19 protein-coding genes, 2 tRNA genes and 1 pseudogene are annotated in these 19,439 nt (G+C 63.9%); 18 read left to right on the top strand and 4 right to left on the bottom strand.

All coding sequences use genetic code 11. From position 1 onward, the window contains the following. Positions 1-12: 12 nt before the first annotated feature. Positions 13-969: an aldo/keto reductase gene (locus tag JSQ98_RS02020; protein WP_211648153.1), complete on the bottom strand. Its 957-nt coding sequence runs from the start codon at positions 967-969 to the stop codon at positions 13-15. A 142-nt stretch (positions 970-1,111) separates the two neighbouring features. Between JSQ98_RS02020 and pepN the strand changes: the two genes are divergently transcribed. From pepN to JSQ98_RS01985, 7 genes are all read left to right on the top strand, one after another. Further along, on the top strand, positions 1,112-3,697 hold the full coding sequence (gene pepN, locus JSQ98_RS02015) for an aminopeptidase N (protein WP_211648151.1): 2,586 nt from the start codon (positions 1,112-1,114) through the stop codon (positions 3,695-3,697). Further along, the gene (locus JSQ98_RS02010) at positions 3,698-4,612 is read left to right on the top strand and encodes a mechanosensitive ion channel family protein (protein ID WP_211648149.1); all 915 of its coding nucleotides are present in this window, start codon (positions 3,698-3,700) and stop codon (positions 4,610-4,612) included. After that, positions 4,609-5,049: a globin gene (locus JSQ98_RS02005; RefSeq protein ID WP_249290693.1), complete on the top strand. Its 441-nt coding sequence runs from the start codon at positions 4,609-4,611 to the stop codon at positions 5,047-5,049. The genes JSQ98_RS02010 and JSQ98_RS02005 overlap by 4 nt, the downstream gene beginning before the upstream one ends. Before the next feature lie 25 nt (positions 5,050-5,074). After that, positions 5,075-5,653, top strand: coding sequence for an HhH-GPD-type base excision DNA repair protein (locus JSQ98_RS02000; protein ID WP_200329244.1), 579 nt, complete (start codon positions 5,075-5,077; stop codon positions 5,651-5,653). 52 nt (positions 5,654-5,705) lie between these two features. After that, entirely contained in the window at positions 5,706-6,638 is a 933-nt protein-coding gene (locus JSQ98_RS01995) for a GGDEF domain-containing protein (protein ID WP_211648147.1), read from the top strand. A 43-nt stretch (positions 6,639-6,681) separates the two neighbouring features. After that, positions 6,682-6,754 (top strand) — tRNA-Arg (locus JSQ98_RS01990). 47 nt (positions 6,755-6,801) lie between these two features. Continuing rightward, positions 6,802-8,016 (top strand): MFS transporter, encoded by a 1,215-nt coding sequence (locus JSQ98_RS01985; RefSeq protein WP_211648145.1) that lies wholly within the window; start codon positions 6,802-6,804, stop codon positions 8,014-8,016. A 49-nt stretch (positions 8,017-8,065) separates the two neighbouring features. On the opposite strand, the gene def is transcribed toward JSQ98_RS01985, so the two are convergent. Beyond that, a complete protein-coding gene (def, locus tag JSQ98_RS01980; protein ID WP_211648144.1) occupies positions 8,066-8,629 on the bottom strand; it encodes a peptide deformylase in 564 nt (187 codons plus the stop codon). A gap of 132 nt (positions 8,630-8,761) precedes the next feature. On the opposite strand from def, the gene orn reads away from it, so the two are divergent. Together orn and JSQ98_RS01970 are read left to right on the top strand one after the other, a co-directional pair. Continuing rightward, on the top strand, positions 8,762-9,403 hold the full coding sequence (gene orn / locus JSQ98_RS01975) for an oligoribonuclease (protein ID WP_211648143.1): 642 nt from the start codon (positions 8,762-8,764) through the stop codon (positions 9,401-9,403). A gap of 125 nt (positions 9,404-9,528) precedes the next feature. After that, positions 9,529-9,604 (top strand) — tRNA-His (locus JSQ98_RS01970). Positions 9,605-10,226: 622 nt separating this feature from the next. Here JSQ98_RS01970 and JSQ98_RS14930 read toward each other — a convergent pair. Beyond that, positions 10,227-11,198, bottom strand: a pseudogene (locus tag JSQ98_RS14930) (recombinase family protein); the annotation flags it as partial. A gap of 501 nt (positions 11,199-11,699) precedes the next feature. Between JSQ98_RS14930 and JSQ98_RS01960 the strand changes: the two are divergent. Both JSQ98_RS01960 and JSQ98_RS01955 read left to right on the top strand, forming a co-directional pair. Then, positions 11,700-11,873, top strand: a complete 174-nt coding sequence (locus tag JSQ98_RS01960) for a hypothetical protein (protein ID WP_211648142.1) — start codon at positions 11,700-11,702, stop codon at positions 11,871-11,873. A gap of 113 nt (positions 11,874-11,986) precedes the next feature. Next, positions 11,987-12,478, top strand: coding sequence for a hypothetical protein (locus JSQ98_RS01955; protein WP_249290689.1), 492 nt, complete (start codon positions 11,987-11,989; stop codon positions 12,476-12,478). A gap of 8 nt (positions 12,479-12,486) precedes the next feature. Here the strand turns inward: JSQ98_RS01955 and JSQ98_RS14925 are convergent, their stop codons facing one another. Beyond that, the gene (locus JSQ98_RS14925; protein ID WP_249290688.1) at positions 12,487-12,747 is read right to left on the bottom strand and encodes a hypothetical protein; all 261 of its coding nucleotides are present in this window, start codon (positions 12,745-12,747) and stop codon (positions 12,487-12,489) included. On the opposite strand from JSQ98_RS14925, the gene JSQ98_RS14920 reads away from it, so the two are divergent. From JSQ98_RS14920 to JSQ98_RS01925, 7 genes are all read left to right on the top strand, one after another. Then, positions 12,742-13,023, top strand: coding sequence for a hypothetical protein (locus JSQ98_RS14920; RefSeq protein ID WP_249290687.1), 282 nt, complete (start codon positions 12,742-12,744; stop codon positions 13,021-13,023). The genes JSQ98_RS14925 and JSQ98_RS14920 overlap by 6 nt on opposite strands. Further along, complete coding sequence (locus tag JSQ98_RS01945) at positions 13,020-14,009, top strand: DUF6545 domain-containing protein (protein ID WP_211648141.1); 990 nt, start codon at positions 13,020-13,022, stop codon at positions 14,007-14,009. Before JSQ98_RS14920 ends, JSQ98_RS01945 begins: the two co-directional genes overlap by 4 nt. Beyond that, a complete protein-coding gene (locus JSQ98_RS14915; RefSeq protein WP_249290686.1) occupies positions 14,006-14,737 on the top strand; it encodes a hypothetical protein in 732 nt (243 codons plus the stop codon). Before JSQ98_RS01945 ends, JSQ98_RS14915 begins: the two co-directional genes overlap by 4 nt. Next, on the top strand, positions 14,632-15,159 hold the full coding sequence (locus JSQ98_RS14910; protein ID WP_346728806.1) for an alpha/beta hydrolase family protein: 528 nt from the start codon (positions 14,632-14,634) through the stop codon (positions 15,157-15,159). The genes JSQ98_RS14915 and JSQ98_RS14910 overlap by 106 nt, the downstream gene beginning before the upstream one ends. 128 nt (positions 15,160-15,287) lie before the next feature. Further along, a complete protein-coding gene (locus tag JSQ98_RS01935; RefSeq protein WP_211648140.1) occupies positions 15,288-15,500 on the top strand; it encodes a helix-turn-helix domain-containing protein in 213 nt (70 codons plus the stop codon). Next, positions 15,434-18,757 carry a helicase-related protein gene (locus tag JSQ98_RS01930; protein ID WP_249290684.1) on the top strand — a complete coding sequence of 1,108 codons (3,324 nt, stop codon included), beginning with the start codon at positions 15,434-15,436 and terminating at the stop codon, positions 18,755-18,757. The genes JSQ98_RS01935 and JSQ98_RS01930 overlap by 67 nt, the downstream gene beginning before the upstream one ends. Continuing rightward, the gene (locus JSQ98_RS01925; RefSeq protein WP_211648137.1) at positions 18,757-19,422 is read left to right on the top strand and encodes a DUF4391 domain-containing protein; all 666 of its coding nucleotides are present in this window, start codon (positions 18,757-18,759) and stop codon (positions 19,420-19,422) included. The genes JSQ98_RS01930 and JSQ98_RS01925 overlap by 1 nt, the downstream gene beginning before the upstream one ends. Positions 19,423-19,439: the final 17 nt, after the last annotated feature.

Raw genomic sequence — 19,439 nt, 5'->3', positions numbered from 1 at the left:
TCAGCCTACTCTTCAGGACGTCGGCGCCGGGAAGAGGGCTTCGATGCGTTCGCGCTGGGCGTCATCCGGGCGCCAGCGCTCACCGGCGAGCGCATTCTGACGGACCTGGTCAGGGGTCGATGCTCCCGCGATGACGCTCGCGACCGGCGCATGATCGAGCAACCAGCCGAACGTCGCTTCGAGCATCGTGACTCCCCAGTCGGCGCAGTGCGCCCGGTATGCGTCGAGGGCATCCCACTCGGCCTGCTCCGCGATGTGGGGGCGCTGCCGCATGATGCGCGAGTCCTCGGGGAAGCGATCTCGGGCGAACTTGCCCGTGAGCAGCCCGTTGGCCAGCGGGAAGTACGGGAGAAACCCGAGTCCGAGCTCCCGGGCAGCTGGAACGACCTCTCGGTCCGCCTCTCGCTGCACCAGGCTGAGCTCGTTCTGCGCCGACACGAAGGCCGTAACTCCCCCTGCTGCCGCTGCGTCCGCGGCCTCATGCATCTGCGCTGCGGAGAAGTTCGAGTGGCCGATGCTGCGCACCTTCCCCTCGCGCACCAGTTCGTGGAGCGCGTCGAGGGTCTCGCTGATCGGGGTCTCCGGATCCGGAACATGCATCTGGTAGAGATCGATGCGGTCCGTCTGCAACCGCGTGAGCGACCCCTCGACCGAGGCTCTGATGAACCCTCGTGAACCTCGTCGTCCGAGGTACGGGGCCTGCGCGTCCGGATGCCCGAACTTGGTGGCGAGCACGATCTCGTCGCGCCGCGCCCCGAGTGCGCGTCCCATCATCTCTTCGCTGCGGCCGAAGGCGTACCCGTAGAGGTCGGCGGTGTCGAAGAATGTGATGCCAGCGTCGATCGCCGCTCCGATGACGGCGTCGGTTCCGTGCTGGTCCTCGGTGAAGGCTCCCGGCCGGCCGAAATTGTTGCAGCCGAGCCCGACGGACGAGACGAGGAGATCTGAGGTGCCGAGTGCGCGTTCCATGCATTCCACTGTACGGCGACGACGGGGGCTGGCAGCAGCCCCTGCGCAGCGCCTCACATGCGGCGTACAGGGGTTTCATCACTGATGTCGAGGGTCGGGCCTAGGCTGGAGCCATACGTATTCCCCATCGTCAGGAGCATCAGTGCCAGGAACGAATCTCACCCGTGCAGAAGCCCAGGAGCGCGCTGCCGCCGTCTCGACGGAACGTTACGAGGTCGCGCTCGACCTCACGACCGGCGCCGAGCAGTTCGCAGCGGTTACGACCGTCCACTTCGGCGGTACGCGCGGAGCGGCCACCTTCATCGATCTGATCGCCGACTCCGTCGAGAGCATCGATTTGAACGGCGAGGCCCTCGACCCAGCTGCGGTGTTCGCGGACTCGCGCATCCAGTTGCCCCGACTCGCGGAGCGGAACGTCCTGCGCATCGCTTCGACGCAGCGCTACACGAATACGGGCGAGGGCCTGCACCGCTTCGTCGATCCTGCTGACGGTGAGGTCTACCTCTACTCCCAGTTCGAGGTGCCCGACTCCCGCCGAATGTTCCCGGTCTTCGAGCAGCCGGACCTGAAGGCGACGTTCTCGTTCACGATCACAGCTCCCGCGCGCTGGCAGATCGTGAGCAACCAGCCGACCCCCGACCCCGTCGGCGCCGGCACGAAGGCCGCTGCCCAGGGCGAGGACTGGCCGGAGCAGGAGATCGCGACCTGGTCGTTCGATCCCACCCCGGTGATGTCGAGCTACATCACCGCGCTCATCGCCGGCCCGTACCACGTCGTGCGCTCGGAGCTCACGAGCCGCGACGGCCGCACGATTCCGCTCGGCGTATTCTGCCGGGAGTCGTTGGCGCCGCACCTGGACGCCGACTACATCTTCGAGAAGACGCGAGAAGGGTTCGCATTCTTCGAAGAGCAGTTCGATTACGCATACCCCTTCGACAAGTACGACCAGCTCTTCGTCCCCGAGTACAACATGGGGGCGATGGAGAACGTTGGCGCCGTGACCTTCACGGAGGCCTACGTCTTCCGCAGCCAGGTGACCGACGCGATGCGCGAGCGCCGCGTCGTCACGATCCTGCACGAACTCGCGCACATGTGGTTCGGCGATCTCGTCACGATGCGATGGTGGAACGACCTGTGGCTCAACGAATCGTTCGCCGAGTACATGTCGACGCTCGGCGTGGCAGAGGCCACTGAATGGACGGATTGCTGGACGACGTTCGCCGCCTCGGAGAAGTCGTGGGCGTACCGGCAGGATCAGCTGCCGTCGACCCATCCGATCGTCGCACCGATCCGCGACCTCGAAGACGTGCTCGTGAACTTCGACGGCATCACCTACGCGAAGGGCGCCTCGGTGCTCAAGCAGCTCGTCGCATGGGTGGGCCGGGAACCATTCATGCAGGGCGTGCACGACTACTTCGTCAAGCACCATCACTCGAACACCGAGTTGCCCGACCTCCTCACCGAGCTCGAAGCCCGCAGCGGCCGCGACCTCGCCGACTGGTCGAAGCTCTGGTTGGAGACCGCCGGCGTCAACACGCTCCGTCCCGTCTTCGAGCTCGACGACGCCGGCAAATACAGCAGCTTCACCATCGAGCAGTCGGCAGAAGCCGAGTACCCGACGATCCGACCGCACCGCATCGCCGTGGGGCTCTACGCGCTCGACGGCGGAGTGCTGCGCCGCACGCAGCGCATCGAGCTCGATGTCGACGGTGCGGGCACTGCGGTTCCCGAGCTCGTCGGGGTCGAGCAGCCCGCGTTGCTGCTGCTCAACGACGACGACCTGACGTACGCGAAGATTCGACTGGACGACCGATCGCTCGAGACCGCGGCGCAGCATCTCGGCGACGCGGAGGACTCGCTCACCCGGGCACTGCTCTGGGGCACGCTCTGGGACGCGACCCGGGACGGCGAATTCCCGGCCAGCCGCTTCATCGACATCGTTCTCGCCCACGTCGGCAGCGAAACGGGTTCGACCACGCTGCGCACCCTCCTCGGGCAGCTGTCGCTCGCTGCGGCGAGCTACGTCGCGCGCGATCGACGTGCCGCGACGCTCGAGAAGGTCGCCGACGCCCTCTGGAACCTCGCGGAGAGCGCCGACCCCGGTTCCGATCGACAGTTCCAGTTCGTGAAGTCGTTCGCCCAGCTCGCCGGAAGCGATGCACAGCTCGACACCGTGCACGCGCTGTTCGAGGGAACACGTGAGCTCGATGGCCTGGCCATCGATACCGATCTCGGCTGGGAGCTGCTCGTCTCACTCTCGGCGGGCGGCCGAGCGACATCCGAGCAGATCGACGCGCGTCTCGCAGAGGACCGCACCGCCAACGGCAACCAGTCTGCTGCTCACGCTCGGGCGGCGCTTCCCAGCGCCGACGACAAAGCACGCGCATGGGCGTCAGTGTTCGATGAGGCCGGTCAGCCGAACGCCATCGTTCGCGCGACCGCCTCAGGGTTCACGCGCGCGCACGATCTGACGCTGCTCGAACCGTACGTCGCGCGCTTCTTCGACGCGATGCTGCCCGTATGGGAATCCCGCAGCTACGCGATCGCCGAGGAGCTCGTCGAGGGGTTCTACCCCGCCGAACTCGCGAACACGGAGCTGGCGAGCGCGACCCGCGACTGGCTCGAAGCGAACGCGGACGCGCCTGCGGCCCTGCGGCGGATGGTCTCGGAGCACCTGTCGGGCGTCGAGCGGGCTCTGCGCGTGCAGGCCGCAGACCGGGAGGTGTGAATGGAAGGCGTTGACGAGGTGGAGCAGGCGGTCGGGAATGCCTTCCAGGGCTTTCTGACGGCGTATCAGGTGCCGTTGGCCATCGCGGTGATCGTGATCGTGGCGCTCCTCGCGAATTGGCTGCTGCGTAAGCTCCTCATGCGCACCGTCACGCATGTGGTGCGAGGCGTGAAGAAGGCGCAGGACGTCGATACGACCTCTGAGATGCGCGCCGCGCCGTATGTCAGCGCGCGGGCGGTGCAGCGCACGCGCACGCTCGGCACGGTTGGACGTGCCGTGATCACCTGGGTGATCGTCGTCATCGCGATGATCCTCATCCTGGGACAGCTGGGCGTGAATCTCGCAGCACTGCTCACCTCTGCCGGCATCGTCGCCGCCGGCCTCGCCTTCGGCGCTCAGAACATCGTGAAAGATCTGCTCAACGGCATCTTCATGGTGTTCGAAGACCAGCTCGGGGTCGGCGACATCGTGACCATCGGCACGATCAGCGGCACCGTCGAAGACGTGGGGATCCGCGTGACGCAGGTGCGCGCGATGGACGGCACTCTGTGGTTCATCCGCAACGGAGAGATCCTGACCCTGGGCAACGCTTCGCAGGGCTGGGGCCAGGCGATCATCGACATCACCGTCGATGCGCGGCAAGACATGACGCGGGTCTCCGATGTCGCACTCGATGCCGCGCGCGAATTGCTCCGCTCCGAGAAGTACGCGCGCAAGGTCACCGGGTCACCCGAGCTGCTCGGTCTCGAGAGCATCTTCGGCGATCGGGCGACGCTCCGGCTGCTCGTGAAGACCCGCCCGGAGGCACAATGGGAGGTGCAGCGCGGCGTGCGCGCCGAGTTGCGCCGCAAGTTCGGCGAGCATGACATCAAGCTCGCCGATGAGCTGCCGAGGCAGCCGGGAGGAGCAGTATGAACGACAGCACCCAGCCCGGCCCGCGGCTCACCCTGCGCTCGGGCGCGAGCGGCGACGCCGTCACCGAGACGCTCTGGTCGCAGGTCGGCGGAACCCCCACATTCGAGCTCATCGCGTCGGAGTTCTACCGCGGCGTGCGCGAAGACCCCGTTCTCGCTCCCATGTATCCCGACGACGATTGGGAAGGCGCGACCTGGCGACTGCGCGCCTTCCTCGAGCAGTACTGGGGCGGCCCGACAACGTACTCGGAGCAGCGCGGCCACCCGCGGTTGCGCATGCGTCACCACCCCTTCGCGGTGACCCCCGACGCGAGGGATCGCTGGCTTCGACACATGCATGCGGCACTCGACGCGGCAGGTCTCGCCCCCATGCACGACGCGGCATTCCGCGACTACGTCGAACGCGCCGCGCTCGCCATGGTCAACCGCTTCGAGTGACCTGCGTCCGCAGTACACTGACTCCATGAGCCTGCACCTCACTGACGATTCAGCCGCCGATGAGCTGCTGACCGAGAATCCGCTCGCATTGCTCATCGGCATGCTGCTCGATCAGCAGATCGCGATGGAGGTCGCGTTCGCGGGCCCGCTCAAGATCCAGGAGCGCTTCGGCAGCGTCGACGCGCGGGCGATCGCAAGCGCCGACCCCGAGGATCTCCTCGCGGTGTTCAAGGAGTCGCCCGCCATTCACCGCTTCCCCGGTTCGATGGCGGCGCGCGTGCAAACGCTGTGCCAGACCCTCGTCGACGAGTGGGGCGGCGACGCCTCCGCCATCTGGACTTCGGGCGATCCCGACGGAAAGACCGTGCTCACACGGCTGCGGGCGCTACCCGGCTTCGGCGAGCAGAAGGCGAAGATCTTCCTGGCGCTGCTCGGCAAACAGCTCGGCTTCGACGGTGACGGCTGGGAGCAGGCTGCCGGAGCGTACGGCGAGCCCGACTCATACCGCAGCGTCGCAGACATCACCTCACCGGAATCGCTGCAGCGAGTGCGCGAGACGAAGCGTGCGGCCAAGGCCGCCGCGAAGGCGGAGCGGTCCTCATGAACCGGAACGCCGAAGAGTTCACGCGCGCCATGCTCGACGAGACGCTGCCCTGATGGCGGATCTGCTCAATGGAGCCGTCACCTTCACGCAGTCGGCAGAACGCGTCGTGGCCTACTTGAATGAGCACACACCACTCACCGACTGGTCCGTCTCCCGCGTCACGAATGGCGAGCAGATCCACGTGCACGTACACCACGATCAGGTGCTCTCGGTCGGCGACCGCATCGACTGGGGTGAGTCGTTCTGCAGCCGAATGTCCGCTGGCGCCGCTCACGTCGTCCCCGATTCGCGTTCCGATCCGCAGTACGCCGACCTCGGGGCCGCCGAACGGATCGGTTCGTACGCCGGGTACACGATTCGGGACGACACGGGAGCCCTATTCGGAGTGCTCTGCGGGGCGCGCGAGACCCCGCTCGCGGAGGGCGAGTCCGTCGACGAAGAGCTCATCCGCCTGCTGAGCGAACTCCTCTCGTCCCAGCTCGAACTCTCGCGAGGCATCGACCGGGGCCGGCGCAGCGTCGCGATCGCCGACGCACTCGCGCACACCGACGCCCTCACCGGGCTTCTCAACCGACGAGGCTGGGACCGCGTGCTCGTCGACGCGCAAGAGCGGGTCGACGCGTTCGGCGACCCGGTGTCGGTCGCCATCATCGATCTGAACGGCCTCAAAGGCGTCAACGACACACTGGGCCACCTCGCCGGCGACCGTCTGCTCACGCGGGCCGCTGAAGCGCTCGCATCGGCGTCGGCCGAGGCGCACCGGGTCGCGCGGATCGGTGGCGATGAATTTGCGATCCTCGCGAACGGCGTCACCGCTCGCGAGGCAGCCGACCATTTCTCTCGTTTCGACGCGGCGCTCCAAGGCGCCGGCGTGTCGGCCGCGATGGGCGTGGCAGCAGCAGCCCCGGGTCTCGCGACGCTCGCCGATGCGATCGCGCAGGCGGACCGTGCGATGTACGCCCGCAAAGTCGGCGCGCACTCCTGAGCCGACTGCGAGCCCATCGAACTCGGTGTACGCTCGTAGGGCTGCCTCCGTAGCTCAGTGGATAGAGCAACGGCCTTCTAATCCGTTGGTCGCAGGTTCGAATCCTGCCGGAGGCACTGGGAATTCCGCGTTCGCTGCGGCGACACCGAAAGGACCTCAACGCGTGCGCACCCCGAAGCAGGCCAGGCTTCCCTTCGAAGTCTGGGCGCTCGTCGCGGGCGGCTTCACGGTCGCCCTCGGGTACGGCGTCGTCGCACCCGCCATTCCGCAGTTCGCGCTCGAGTTCGACGTCTCGAACTTCGCCGCCTCGGCGATCGTCAGCGCGTTCGCGCTCATGCGGCTCGTCTCCGCGCCGCTCGCCGGCTGGGTCGTCGGCCGCCTCGGCGAGCGACGCACCTACATCATCGGCATCCTCATCGTCGCCGTCTCGACGGGCGCTGCGGCACTCGCGGGCAACTACACCCAGTTCGTCGTGCTGCGGGGGGTGGGCGGCATCGGCTCTGCGATGTTCACCGTCGCCGCGACGGCCCTGCTCATCAAGGTGAGCCCGCCCTCGGCGCGTGGACGCGTAGCCAGCGTGAACGCCGCCGGATTCCTGCTCGGCGGTCTCCTCGGACCGGTGCTCGGCGGCGCCGTCGCGATCTTCGGCCTCCGCGCCCCGTTCGTCTTCTACTTCTTCACGCTCCTCGCCGCCGCCGCCGTCGTCGCCGTCGCGCTCCGACGCTCCGTTCTCGCGGACCGCGCCCCACGCGGCTCGAACGACGCCGACGAGACGATGAGCCTGGGCATGGCACTGCGCGTGCCGCAGTACCGCACGCTGCTGCTGTCCGTGTTCGCGTTCGGATGGTCGTCGTTCGGCGTGCGCGTCTCGGTGATCCCGCTGCTGGTCGCAGCGACGTTCCACGGCGACGCGACCATGGCGGCCTGGGTGCTCGCCGCCTATGCCGCGGGGAACGCGATACTCATCTTCCCGTCCGGCAGATGGAATGACACCCTCGGACGGAAGCCTCTGCTCATCACCGGATCGGTCATCCTGGCGGCGAGCTATGCGGTCTTCCCATTCGCCCCTGAGCTGTGGGTCGCGTTGGCCGTGATGTTCGTCGCGGGAGCAGGGTCGGCGCTCGTCAATCCGGGCCAGCAGGCCGTGCTCGCCGATATTCTCGCCGGACGCCGAGGCGGATCGGTGGTCGCCGGGTACTCGATGACCAGCGATCTCGGCGGTGTGCTCGGTCCCCTCATCGCCGGTGCGATCGTCGACCTCGCCGGATTCGGCTGGGCGTTCGGCGTGACAGCGGCGCTCATCGGCCTGGCCGCGCTCGCGTGGGCGCTGACACCGGCGACGCGACCGCCCGCAGCATCGGCGGCGTCACCGTCGTGACTGCTCGTCGGCGTCCCTGGCGCTGCGGATCACATCTCGTCTCGGCGCGTCAGCCTTCGAGATCGTCGACACCCGGGAGCCAGCTCAGGCCCGGTGTGCCCCAGCCGTTCTTCCGCTGAGCCTTCTGCGCTCCGCGGTGCTCCGGGTGCACGAGCCGGTCGACGTAGAGCAGACCGTTGAGGTGGTCGAATTCGTGCTGCAGGATGCGCGCGAACCATCCGCTCGCAGTGATCTCGAACGGCTTTCCGTCGACGTCCTGCGCACGCAGCAGCGCCCGTGGCGCCCGTCGCAGGGCGAAGCGCTCTCCGGGGAACGAGAGGCACCCCTCGACCTCGTCCTCGCCAGGCAGTCCCGGCTCGGGAGGAGTGATCCACAACTCGGGGTTGATCGCGACCCCGCGTTCCGGTCCCTCGTCCTGGTCTTCGTAGATCCAAACGAAGACCCGCTTGCCGATGCCCACCTGAGGTGCGGCCAGGCCCACTCCGGGAGCCGCCACCGTGGTGTCGAACATGTCGTCGACGAGTGCGCGCAGTTCGTCGTCGAAGTCTGTGACGGGAGCGGCGGGACGATGCAGAACGGGTTCACCGGAGATCACGATGGGAAGAACAGCCATGGAGTCCAGTTTACGTCCTGCGACGCGCGCCCTTCTGCCACAGCCCCGCCGCCGACCGAACCGGGCCGGAACAGTAGACTGGACCGATTGCGGGCGCGCGCCCGCGCACTGCTACTGCACTGAGGAGCCACTGTGCCGAATACGCCAGCTGACCAGATCGTCTGGATCGACTGCGAAATGACCGGTCTCGACGTCGATCAGGACGGCCTCTGCGAGATTGCGGTGATCGTGACCGACTTCGACCTGACGCCGCTGGATTCCGGTTTCGAGATCGTGATCAACCCGGGCGACGATGCTCTCGCCCACATGAACGACTTCGTGCGCTCCATGCATGAGAAGTCCGGTCTCCTCCCCCGCATCGCCGGAGGGGCGTCGCTCGAGGACGCCGAGCAGCAGGTCATCGCCTACCTGGAGCGATTCGTGACCGCCGGCCGACGCCCGCTCGTAGCGGGGAACACGATCGGAATGGACCGCCGCTTCATCGCGAAGTACCTGCCGACGCTCGAAGAACGACTGCACTACCGCAGCGTCGACGTCTCCACGATCAAAGAGCTCAGCCGCCGCTGGTATCCGGCCGCATTCTCGGGAGCGCCCGAGAAGACCGGAGGGCATCGAGCGCTCGCCGATATCGCGGAGTCCATTCAGGAGCTGGCGTACTTCCGCGATGCCGTCATGAGTGCTGCGCCCGGACCCGATAAGGCGACGGCGGCAGCGCACCAGAAGCGGGCGACCGAGCGCTTCGCGACGCTCGTGCACGGCGATTCCGCCGAGTAGCCGCCGCCGCATCGCTCGTGCTCACTGCGACGCGCGCATCAGCGGGCCCGGTTTGGCATTGGCGCCTCGCATTGGGTTATGATGATCTGGTTGCCTGGCGCGCTAGCGCGAGTTAGGTCAGCATGGTGGCTATAGCTCAGTCGGTAGAGCACCGGCTTGTGGTGCCGGTGGTCGCGGGTTCAAGTCCCGTTAGCCACCCCAAATGGGCGAGGTTCAAACCCTCGACGAGAGTAACCACTCTCGCGGAGGTTTGGACCTCGTCCTTTTTCTTTGACTCGATGGCCCAGTTCAGGGCGTTGCCCTGGTGCTGCGCATCGCAGAGCGCATCGAACGGCAGCTGGTACTCGGCCTTCACTTCGCGGTCTTCGTCGATAAAGATCTTGCGGAAGAACGCCTGGTTGCAGATGCGCCGGTTCTGATTGTCGCAGCGCTGGTAGATCAGGGACACGTTCGCGAGCAACGCCAGCGAATCATCGAGATTCGCGCGAGCCGAGGCGTACTCCTCGTGGTGTCCCGAGATCCTCCCCCCGATGTCGTCGAGCCTGTTCCCGATCCGGTCCTGCTCCTGCTTGAGAAGGTCGAGGGGCACAGCACCCGCATAGTGCGCCTTGAGCACCGTGAGCCGCTCCTCTTCAAGCTGATTGCGCTCCTTCGCGAGCGCTTCCAGTTCGTGCGAGTCATCCGCGAGCAACCGATCGAACTCGGCATGGATCATTCCGCCGAGCGACTGCCGGACCTCGCCGCTCACCTGAATCCGCTCGTAGTACTTCTCGACCAACCGCTCGACATCCTCGATAAGGATTGCCTGCCGTGTGCACGCCGTCTTCTTCGAGTGCCTCCCGTTGCAGACGAAGTACGGGTAGATCTTGCCCTTGCCGTTGTTCGCGTTGACGATGATGAGCCGTTCACCGCATGCCCCGCAATAGACCGTGCCCTTCAGATAGTGCGCGTGAATCTGGGTCGCGTCGGCTGCAGAGACGTGAGACTCCAACACGTTCTGCACCTGGTACCAAACCTCTTTCGGCACGATCGCTTCGTGTGAACCTTTGTACATCGCACCCTTGAATGTCACCATGCCGCGGTAGTACGGGTTCGTGAGCATGCGCTGAAGGCTGGACTTTCCAATCGGCTGCGATGGCCGCTTCGGTGTCGGCTGCGAAGTCAGCCCCCGCGCCTCCAGCTCGCGCTGCATCTGCGCCAACGTCCACCTCCCCGAGGCGAACTGCTCAAATGCCCACCGCACCAACGGTCCTCGCTCCGGATCGACCTGCACCGTCCGGTTCTCCCGCCCACGCTCATCACGGATGCCAACGTTCACGTACCCGATCGGCGCGCGATTAGTGGTCCCACCCTGAGCCGCCTTCTGCGAAAGACCTTTGACGGTCTCCGTGGCGAGGTTGCGGGAATAGAACTCGGCGATCGACGACATGATGCCATGCAGCAGCATGCCCGACGGCGTCTCGTCGATGTTCTCGCTCGCCGACACCAACGTCACTCCGGCGTCCCGCAAGGCAAGATGAATGGCGACGTCATCGGCTCGATTGCGCGCAAGCCGGTCGACCTTGTGCACGATGCAGTAATTCACCTGATGCTGCGTGACGTACTGGATCATCCGCATCAGCTCTGGGCGATCCGCCTTCCGCGCTGATTCACCCGCATCGACGAATTCTTCGATGACCGTCGCGCCAAGCTGCTCCGCTTTACGGCGATTCGCTTCACGCTGCGCCGGAATCGAGTAGCCCTCTTCGGTGCCGCCCTTCTCTGCCTGCTCCTTCGTGGAGACACGCAGGTACATGACGGCGACGGCGCCACCAGAGCTGGAGGATGGTTGCGACAGCCGATCGGACGGCGCCGGAACGGCAGGTGTGTGTATGGTCATGGCTCTTCTCCACGTGTCGCTGTATAGCGCCCACCGCAGAGTCGTAAACTGCGAATGTTGATCGTGAGAAGAGCCCGAAGGCTGTAGGACTAGGCCAGAACGGCCACGTATTCGTGCCCCGAGCCGAAGCCCGAGGGTTTAAGGACCACAACATCCACCTCAACGGCGGACACCCTCATTCTACGCCTGGTGTCTCCCGACCGGTATCGAAAACCTGATCGCCGGAAGCGTCTGCCCGACGTGCGCCGCTGTCCTGTAACGAAAATCGGATGAGGAGCTCGGTGAGGAGATTCAGGTCGGGCCGCTCTCGGTGCACCGCACGAACACTCAATTGCCGTTCCTCACGGCTACGTCGATCGGTTTGCCGTTCGTACGCACCGGCCATCCGCCCTACACCTCCCCTGTGCTGGGCTCGACGTGGGCGTAGAACGCGTCTTCTGCGGCTTGGCGTTCGGCAACAACCTCCAGGACAAACTGGACAAAGTCGGCATCCCGATCGCTGATGACGTGTTCGACAATCTCTTGAGCGGCGATGGCCGCATGGTGACGTGGAAGGGTCGCAAAGCGCACCTCCTCGGTGCAGTGGCGTGAGCATGCCCATTTCCCATATTGATCATGCTCAACTGGCTCGGGCTTACCGTTCTACCACCGTCATTGAGCATGCGCAATCATTGATTTGTGCATGCTCAAGAGGTACATTGATCATGCGCAAAGACAATCGTTGGTCGATGCGTGATCTTGCCGATCCCGACCCGAAGGGAAGGGGCATCATGAAGCACACTGATGATGCGAGTCGAACAGCTGCCGCGCTGCTCGAGAAACGCCTGCGCCTCCTGCTGGACGTGAAAACTGCAGAGACCGGCGAGGAACCCTCATTCTCCGAGATCGCCGCGTTCCTCAAAGAACGCGGAACGAACCTCTCCCGCTCACGCTGGACATACATGATCAACGGACACCGCAAGGTCGACGACCCGGGCATCTTCGAGGGGCTCGCGGAATTCTTCGACGTTGAGATCGCCTTCCTCACCGGCGAGAGCGACGTCTCCGCTCCTGAGAAAGTGAACGCTCAGCTCGATCTTGTCCGCGCTATGCGCGCCGCAAAGGTGAAGTCCTACGCCACACGTACCCTCGGTGACCTCTCGCCCGAAACACTTGAAGCAATCACCATGTTTCTGGACCAGGAAATGACACAGTAACCGAGCACCTACGGCGTCAACCTTCCCGAGACTGGCACCGCGGATGCTCCCGAACAGACAATGAGCAGACCGTGAACATCGATCAGACCGTCGCAACCGCCGTTGCCGATCTTGACCTCGGCGCGCACTTCACTTTCGACGCGCTTACCGCTGCCGTCCGGCATCAGCGGCAGCACGCGATTTAGGTTGCGGAGATCCCCGAGCTTGGCGACAGAGATGGGCTCTGCGCCCTGGTCATCTTCCTCGACGACATGGATCTGATCGTGCACGCCCACACCGATTCTGTACTGCACACCCAGCAGTTCGTGCTTCACGAGTTCGCGCACATCATCCTCGGCCACTGCGACACCAGCACATCCTTCGACGACGCATCCTTCGACACGCTGTTCCCGGATCTCCCCGCGGGGCTTCGCCTCCGCGCGTTCGCACGTTCCACCATCGACAACGAGGAAGAGTTCGCCGCAGAAAGTCTGGCCGACTACCTCGCAGCAGGCATCCGCGGATCCGCGTTCGCGGACACCAGCTATACGGAGATCTTCGGATGACTCAGGTGCTTGTCGCGGGCGTCATGTGGGCGCTCGTCGTAAGCCTGCTCATTCTCCGCCGCGGACGCGCCGATCGCAGCATCACCTACGCCGCCGTCATGATCGCGCTCGCAATGACACTCAACGTCGATCCCGTCTACGAAGTAACCGATCCGCTGCTCGGCGGCACCAACATTGTCACCCTCATCGGCGATGCACTTCTCATGATCGGGCTGTACTTCCTTGGCCATGGCGTCATGAAGGCCGGAGACTACCGGCCACGCCTGATTCGACTGGCCGTCGGCCGACCAGCGCTCTGCGTCGCCCTGGCACTGGTGCTCGCGCTGTTCCTCTCCATCAACAGCGGTGCCACCACCACGACGTTCATGCACGACATCGGCGATCAGCTCCAAGCATTCTTTTACTCGGTCACCGTCTTCACCTACTGCGGCGTCGTCATGGCCGCCATGCACGCCCTCGCCATCAGTCAGTGGACGGCAACGCGTGGCCTCATGCGCGTCCCCGCCGTTTGCCTCACGCTCGGCTCGGCATCCGGCATCGTCCTGTGCATCTCAGTCTGGGTGATGGACATCGCGCACGTGACAGGTGCCACCAGCGTCCTCGAAGCAGCATCAGCCTGGTACGGCCCGCTCACATTGGCGTCCTTTCTCCTGCTCTGCGCAGGGTTCGTCGCCCAACCCTTGGCACGCATCCTCCGGCGCCAGTCCCACGGCGTCAAGACTGATGCACTTCTCGCGCAGCTCGAACCGATGTGGCACACGGCAACGAAACTGCGGCCCGGGCTCAGCAACCAGCAGCACTCGAATGGCCTGTCCACCGACCCAGAATCGCAGCTACATCGCCACGTCGTCGAGATCCGCGACGCCATGATCGACCCACGCATCGACTACGTCATCAACGACTACCAGCTCGCCATCCTGGAACGCGCCGAACAACACCTCCTCGGCGCACCATTAGCCAAGCGCAACGATGGAACAACAGCGTGAACAGGGCGAAGGCAGCCGCGGCTCTCCTGGGCGGCGCGGCAGGGATCAGCGCAGGAGCCGCTGCGCTCGGGTGGTTCATCGCCCGCCGCCTTACCGCCCCCGTCAGCGGACGACGCTTCAACCTCACCGTGCATGAGATCGAACGAGACGCAGGCATCACCAAGATCGTCCTCGGCCGTACCCGTGACACGGCAGCACCCGGGATCTACAACCTCTGGTTCAAACGAGGCGGCTGGGTGCAACTGGGGGCGGACATTGAAGACCGAGGCCGCGACCGGATAGCTCGCATCATCACCGGCATCTCGGAGGGCTTCATCCCAGAGCCGGGCGACAAGGTCTCCTGGAGCGGCATCTACTTCGCGACCCCCGTGGACGCCGGACTCACTGCCACAGAAATCTCAATCAGCACGGAGGCAGGCTCCTGCCCGGCCTGGCGCATCAACGGCACAACGTCGACGTGGGCCATCCATATCCATGGGCTCGGCAGCCCACGCGCCAGTACTCTTCGCGGCGTACAAGCCGCGACCGAGCTTGAATACACCTCGCTCGTCGTCAGCTATCGCAACGACGGCGAAGGTCCCACCGTCGGGTTCGGCCGCTCTACGCTGGGCGCGATGAAGCCATCGACGTCGAAGAAGCCATCCACTACGCCATCCGACGCGGTGCCGAACGCATCGTGCTGTTCGGCTGGTCTATGGGTGGAACGATCGCTGCTCAGCTCGCGTTAAAGCCGGATCTCGCTCCACATATCGCGGCGCTCGTGCTCGACTCACCTGTGCTGGATTGGCATGACGTGATTCTAGCGAACTGTGCGCGAGCGGGACTGCCCGGATTCGCAGGATCTCTCGCCGCGCCATGGCTGGCGCGGCGAACGTTCGCGCGGCTGGTGGCCCTGCCACATTCGATCCCTCTGGAGACGATGAGCTACAAGCAATGGGCGGCGGATCTCCGCGTCCCAACGCTGATCTTGCACGGCGACCACGACGACCCGGCACCAATGAGCACATCGACAGTGGTCCGCAGCATCCGTCACGATGTCGTCGAGCTCAACCTCTTCAGCGCCGGGCACACGCTCAGCTGGAACGCAGACTCCAGCGGTTGGAGGCAGACGGTTCGAACCTGGCTAGCGCGCCAGGCTCCATCGGGCTAACCTCGCCAGTCATCTAGCGCCCCAGGCGCGATGGATGACGGTCACGTTCGGTCAAACCCTTCTCAACCGGGTTCCAGCCGATATCATCTGAGTGACGGCCAGTGGTGGCTGATGAAGGAGAACTGCTCATGACCGAGCCATGGCTGTCTGCTGATGACATTGCCGCGCATCTCGGCGTGACTAAGGACACGGTCTACACCTGGATCGCCGAGAAGAGCATGCCCGCACACAAGGTCGGCCGCCTCTGGAAGTTTCAGGCCAGCGAGATTGACGAATGGGTTCGTTCTGGCGGTGCCGCGACGTCGCCGGTCGAAGAGTCGGAAGGCCGAGCTTGCGAGTAATCAACAACGTCACCGACCTGTTGGGTGACGATCTCAAGACTGAGATCGCGTCCGGCTCAAAAGTGCGCATTGCTGCCTCAACGTTCTCCATCTTCGCTTTCGAAGCTCTCCGTCAAGAACTCGAGCAGGTCGATCAGCTGGAGTTTATTTTCACCTCGCCATCGTTCGTCACCGAGAAAGTCACCGACAAGCTTCGTAAGGAACGTCGTGAGTTCTTCGTGACGACCGGCGCGGAGTCAACGCTGGCGGGATCCGAGTTCGAGATCAAGCTTCGAAACAAGCTGACGCAGCGCGCGATCGCGCGTGAGTGCGCAGAGTGGATCCGCAGTAAGGTCACGTTCCGTTCAAACGCGAACGGCAAGGCGATCCAGCCACTCGCCGCCGTTGATGATCGAGCTGCATACTTCCCGATCCAGGGCTTCACAACGACTGACCTGGGGTATGAGCGTGGGTCTGCTGTGTCGAACATGGTGACCAAGTTTGAGGGTGCAGCAGAAACTCAGCAGTTCCTTGCCGTCTTCGATCAGGTGTGGCACGACGCTGACCAGCTGCAAGACGTGACGCAGGCGGTTCACGATCACATCGCGACTGTCTACGCAGAGAACTCTCCCGCACGTATCTACTTCCTGATCCTCTACAACCTGTTCTCCGAGTTCCTGGAGGACATCACTGAGGATGTCTTGCCCAACGACCGCACCGGGTACCAGGAGACTAAGGTCTGGCAGAGCCTGTACAACTTCCAACGCGACGCAGCTACCGGCATCATCAACAAGCTCGAAACGTACAACGGATGCATCCTGGCCGACAGTGTTGGCCTCGGGAAGACGTTCACCGCACTGGCCGTGATCAAGTACTACGAGCTGCGCAACAAGTCCGTGCTGGTGTTGTGCCCCAAGAAGCTCGCTGAGAACTGGACGAACTACAACGCCAACCTCACCACGAACATCTTCGCGGGCGACCGGTTCAACTACGACGTACTCGCCCATACTGACCTCTCCCGAACGAAGGGCGAGTCGCTCGGTCTGCGACTTGATCGGATCAACTGGGGAAACTACGACCTCGTCGTGATCGACGAGTCCCACAACTTCCGCAACGCGGACTACGCCGAAGAGAAAGAATCCCGTTACCAACGGCTGATGCGCCAGGTCATCCGAGAGGGTGTCAAAACCAAGGTGCTGATGCTTTCAGCCACCCCGGTGAACAACCGCTTCAACGACCTCAAGAATCAACTGCAACTCGCGTACGAAGGCGAGTCGGAGAACCTTGCGCAGCACCTGAACCTCTCGACTACCGTCGAGAAGGTCTTCACGGACGCGCAGCGGGTGTTCAACGAGTGGTCGAAGCTTGATGCGGCTGACCGGACGACCGATCGCATCCTCCAGATGCTCGACTTTGACTTCTTCGAACTGCTTGACTCCGTGACTATCGCCCGCTCGCGCAAGCACATCCAAGCGTTCTACGACACGACAGAGATTGGGGCGTTCCCCGAGCGACGGCGCCCGATGTCGATCCGAGAACCACTCACAAATCTGCCCAGCGTCCCGACGTTCAACGAGATCTTCGAGCAGCTCGACGCGCTCACGATGTCGGTGTACACCCCACTCAGTTACGTCTTCAAGAGCAGGCTGTCAAAGTACGAGGAACTGTATAACGTCGCCGGGGGCACGGCCCGGTCGAACCTCGGTCAGCTTGGTCGTGAGCAGGGGCTGAAGAGGCTCATGACTGTGAATCTACTCAAGCGCCTCGAAAGCTCTATCGACGCGTTCCGGCTGACGCTGGAGAAGGTTCAAAGTTCGGTAACTCATACCTATCAGCTGATCAGCAGCCACGCGGGCAATCTCACCGAGCTCAGTCCGGAGCTCGGCGACATGGACTTCGACGTTGATGACGAAGATGACGCCAATATCGAAGCGCTGTCATACGGCGAGAAGATCAAGATCGACCTCAAAGACATCGACATTGAGTCCTGGCAGCGTGACCTCTGGCACGACCGTGAGACGCTGCGCGAGCTCCTAGACGAGATGAAGAAGATCACTCCCGAGCACGATCTCAAGCTGCAAAAGCTCAAGAGCCTGATCACGCAGAAGGCAGCAGACCCGATCAACGAAGGCAACCGCAAGGTACTCGTGTTCTCTGCCTTCGCCGACACCGCCGACTACCTCTACCGCGAGCTCGGTCCCGCACTGAAGGACGCCGGGCTCGACACCGCCGTGATCACAGGTGGCGGACATGGCGCCAAGACGACGCTTGGCACCGGCCTCGACTTCCAGCAGGTCATGACGCTCTTCTCGCCACGCTCGAAGCAGCGCGATGTCACGATGCCGAACGATAACCGCTCGCTCGATGTGCTCATCGGAACGGATGTCATCAGCGAGGGGCAGAACCTTCAGGACTGCGATTACCTCGTCAACTACGACATCCACTGGAACCCCGTCCGCATCATCCAGCGCTTCGGACGCATCGACCGCATCGGCTCGACCAACGCGCAGATCCAACTCGTCAACTTCTGGCCCGACATCTCACTCGATGAGTACATCAACCTCAAAGACCGCGTCGAGAGCCGCATGGTGATCGCCGACATCGCGGGCACAGCCGACGACAACGTCCTCACCCTGGAGGACTCAGATGCGATGTTCCGCAAGGAACAGCTCCGGAAGCTTCAAGACGACGTCATCGAGCTCGAGGACGTTCGCACGGGCGTGTCGATCACCGATCTTGGGTTGAACGACTTCCGGATGGATCTGCTTGGCTACGTCAAGGAGTACGGCGACATCGCCTCGGTTCCCAAGGGCCTGCATGCGGTGATCCCCGCAGAACCAGACAACGGCCTCGTTCCGGGTGTGATCTTCGCGCTACGCAACATCAACGCGGACGAACGCATCAACCGTGGCAACCGGCTCCACCCGCACTACCTGGTCTACCTCGACGAACACGGCGAGGTGGTGTCGGATCACACGGAAGCGAAGCACCTTCTCGATCTTCTCCGCAGCGGCTGCCGCCCCTTCGAGGCGCCGGTCGAGAGCGTCGTCAGCGCTTTCAATCAGACGACCAGCGAAGGCGCCCACATGAGCAAGTACTCCGATCTGCTCACGGATGCGATCCACTCGATGATCGACGTCACTGAGGAACGAGATATTGACAGTCTCTTCTCTGGAGGACACACAACAGCGCTCACGCAGACGATCGCAGGATTGGACGACTTCGAGCTGATCGCATTCGTTGCCGTCATCGATCCCGCGGCGGGAGCTGGTGTGTGATGGCTGATGTCTTGTATCAGTGGCCAGACGCTGCGAGGGTCGGCAGCCGCGTTCCGAAAGAGAAGTTCTACGATCAGGGCTCGGTGTCGCCACAGGTTCGCGCACGTTTCGTCTCAGAGGTGGCGCGCATCACATGGGCGTACAAGCTTGCGGATGCCACGATCAACCTGCCCGACTGTGAGGCAGTGCCCGAGATCCAGGTGTTTCGGCTGGAGGCGAAGGACGCGGATGTCTCCGACCAGGTCCTTACAGTGATCGACAAGGCGATCCCGACGCCCATCATCTTTGAGGTTGTGCGAGTGACGCATGGTGGCTCGCAAGCCCGGATGGTTGCTGCGTACAAGCAGCCAGGCTCAGGTGCTCCGAAGCTCAGCCAGTACCTCCGCACCAGCTGGCTCGACGCTGCGCTGGAACGCCAGCCCCTGCCGACCGCGATCAGTTTGCCGACGTTATACGCTGCGTTGCTCGAGCCTATGACAAACGTCGAGGTTCGACCGGGCGAAGCGATGTCGGAGGTTGCTGACAGGCTCAGGCTCGTCGCTTCGCTCGAACGCGAGATCGCAGTGCTGGAGCGCAAGATCAAGAACGAGAAGCAGCTGAACCGCAAGTTCGAGCTGCGTCGCACACTCAAGTCCAAACAGTCTCAACTGGAACAGCAGAGGTAGCCCTGTGGAGAAACTAC

Origin of the sequence: Leucobacter manosquensis (assembly GCF_018304845.1) — a bacterium.
GTDB lineage: Bacteria > Actinomycetota > Actinomycetes > Actinomycetales > Microbacteriaceae > Leucobacter > Leucobacter alluvii.
The sequence above is the reverse complement of the archived record's forward strand: the minus strand, read 5'-3'. Positions and strand labels throughout refer to the sequence as shown.

Bases quoted from the DNA above. Each gene is read 5' to 3' on its own strand.
- JSQ98_RS01935 (WP_211648140.1), top strand. From the start codon at position 15,288: ATGACCGAGCCATGGCTGTCTGCTGATGACATTGCCGCGCATCTCGGC.
- JSQ98_RS01995 (WP_211648147.1), top strand. From the start codon at position 5,706: ATGGCGGATCTGCTCAATGGAGCCGTCACCTTCACGCAGTCGGCAGAA.
- JSQ98_RS02000 (WP_200329244.1), top strand. From the start codon at position 5,075: ATGAGCCTGCACCTCACTGACGATTCAGCCGCCGATGAGCTGCTGACC.
- JSQ98_RS01930 (WP_249290684.1), top strand. From the start codon at position 15,434: ATGGGTTCGTTCTGGCGGTGCCGCGACGTCGCCGGTCGAAGAGTCGGA.
- JSQ98_RS01925 (WP_211648137.1), top strand. From the start codon at position 18,757: ATGGCTGATGTCTTGTATCAGTGGCCAGACGCTGCGAGGGTCGGCAGC.
- def (WP_211648144.1), bottom strand. From the start codon at position 8,629: ATGGCTGTTCTTCCCATCGTGATCTCCGGTGAACCCGTTCTGCATCGT.
- JSQ98_RS02010 (WP_211648149.1), top strand. From the start codon at position 3,698: ATGGAAGGCGTTGACGAGGTGGAGCAGGCGGTCGGGAATGCCTTCCAG.
- JSQ98_RS01945 (WP_211648141.1), top strand. From the start codon at position 13,020: ATGACTCAGGTGCTTGTCGCGGGCGTCATGTGGGCGCTCGTCGTAAGC.
- JSQ98_RS02005 (WP_249290693.1), top strand. From the start codon at position 4,609: ATGAACGACAGCACCCAGCCCGGCCCGCGGCTCACCCTGCGCTCGGGC.
- JSQ98_RS01955 (WP_249290689.1), top strand. From the start codon at position 11,987: ATGCGCAAAGACAATCGTTGGTCGATGCGTGATCTTGCCGATCCCGAC.
- JSQ98_RS02020 (WP_211648153.1), bottom strand. From the start codon at position 969: ATGGAACGCGCACTCGGCACCTCAGATCTCCTCGTCTCGTCCGTCGGG.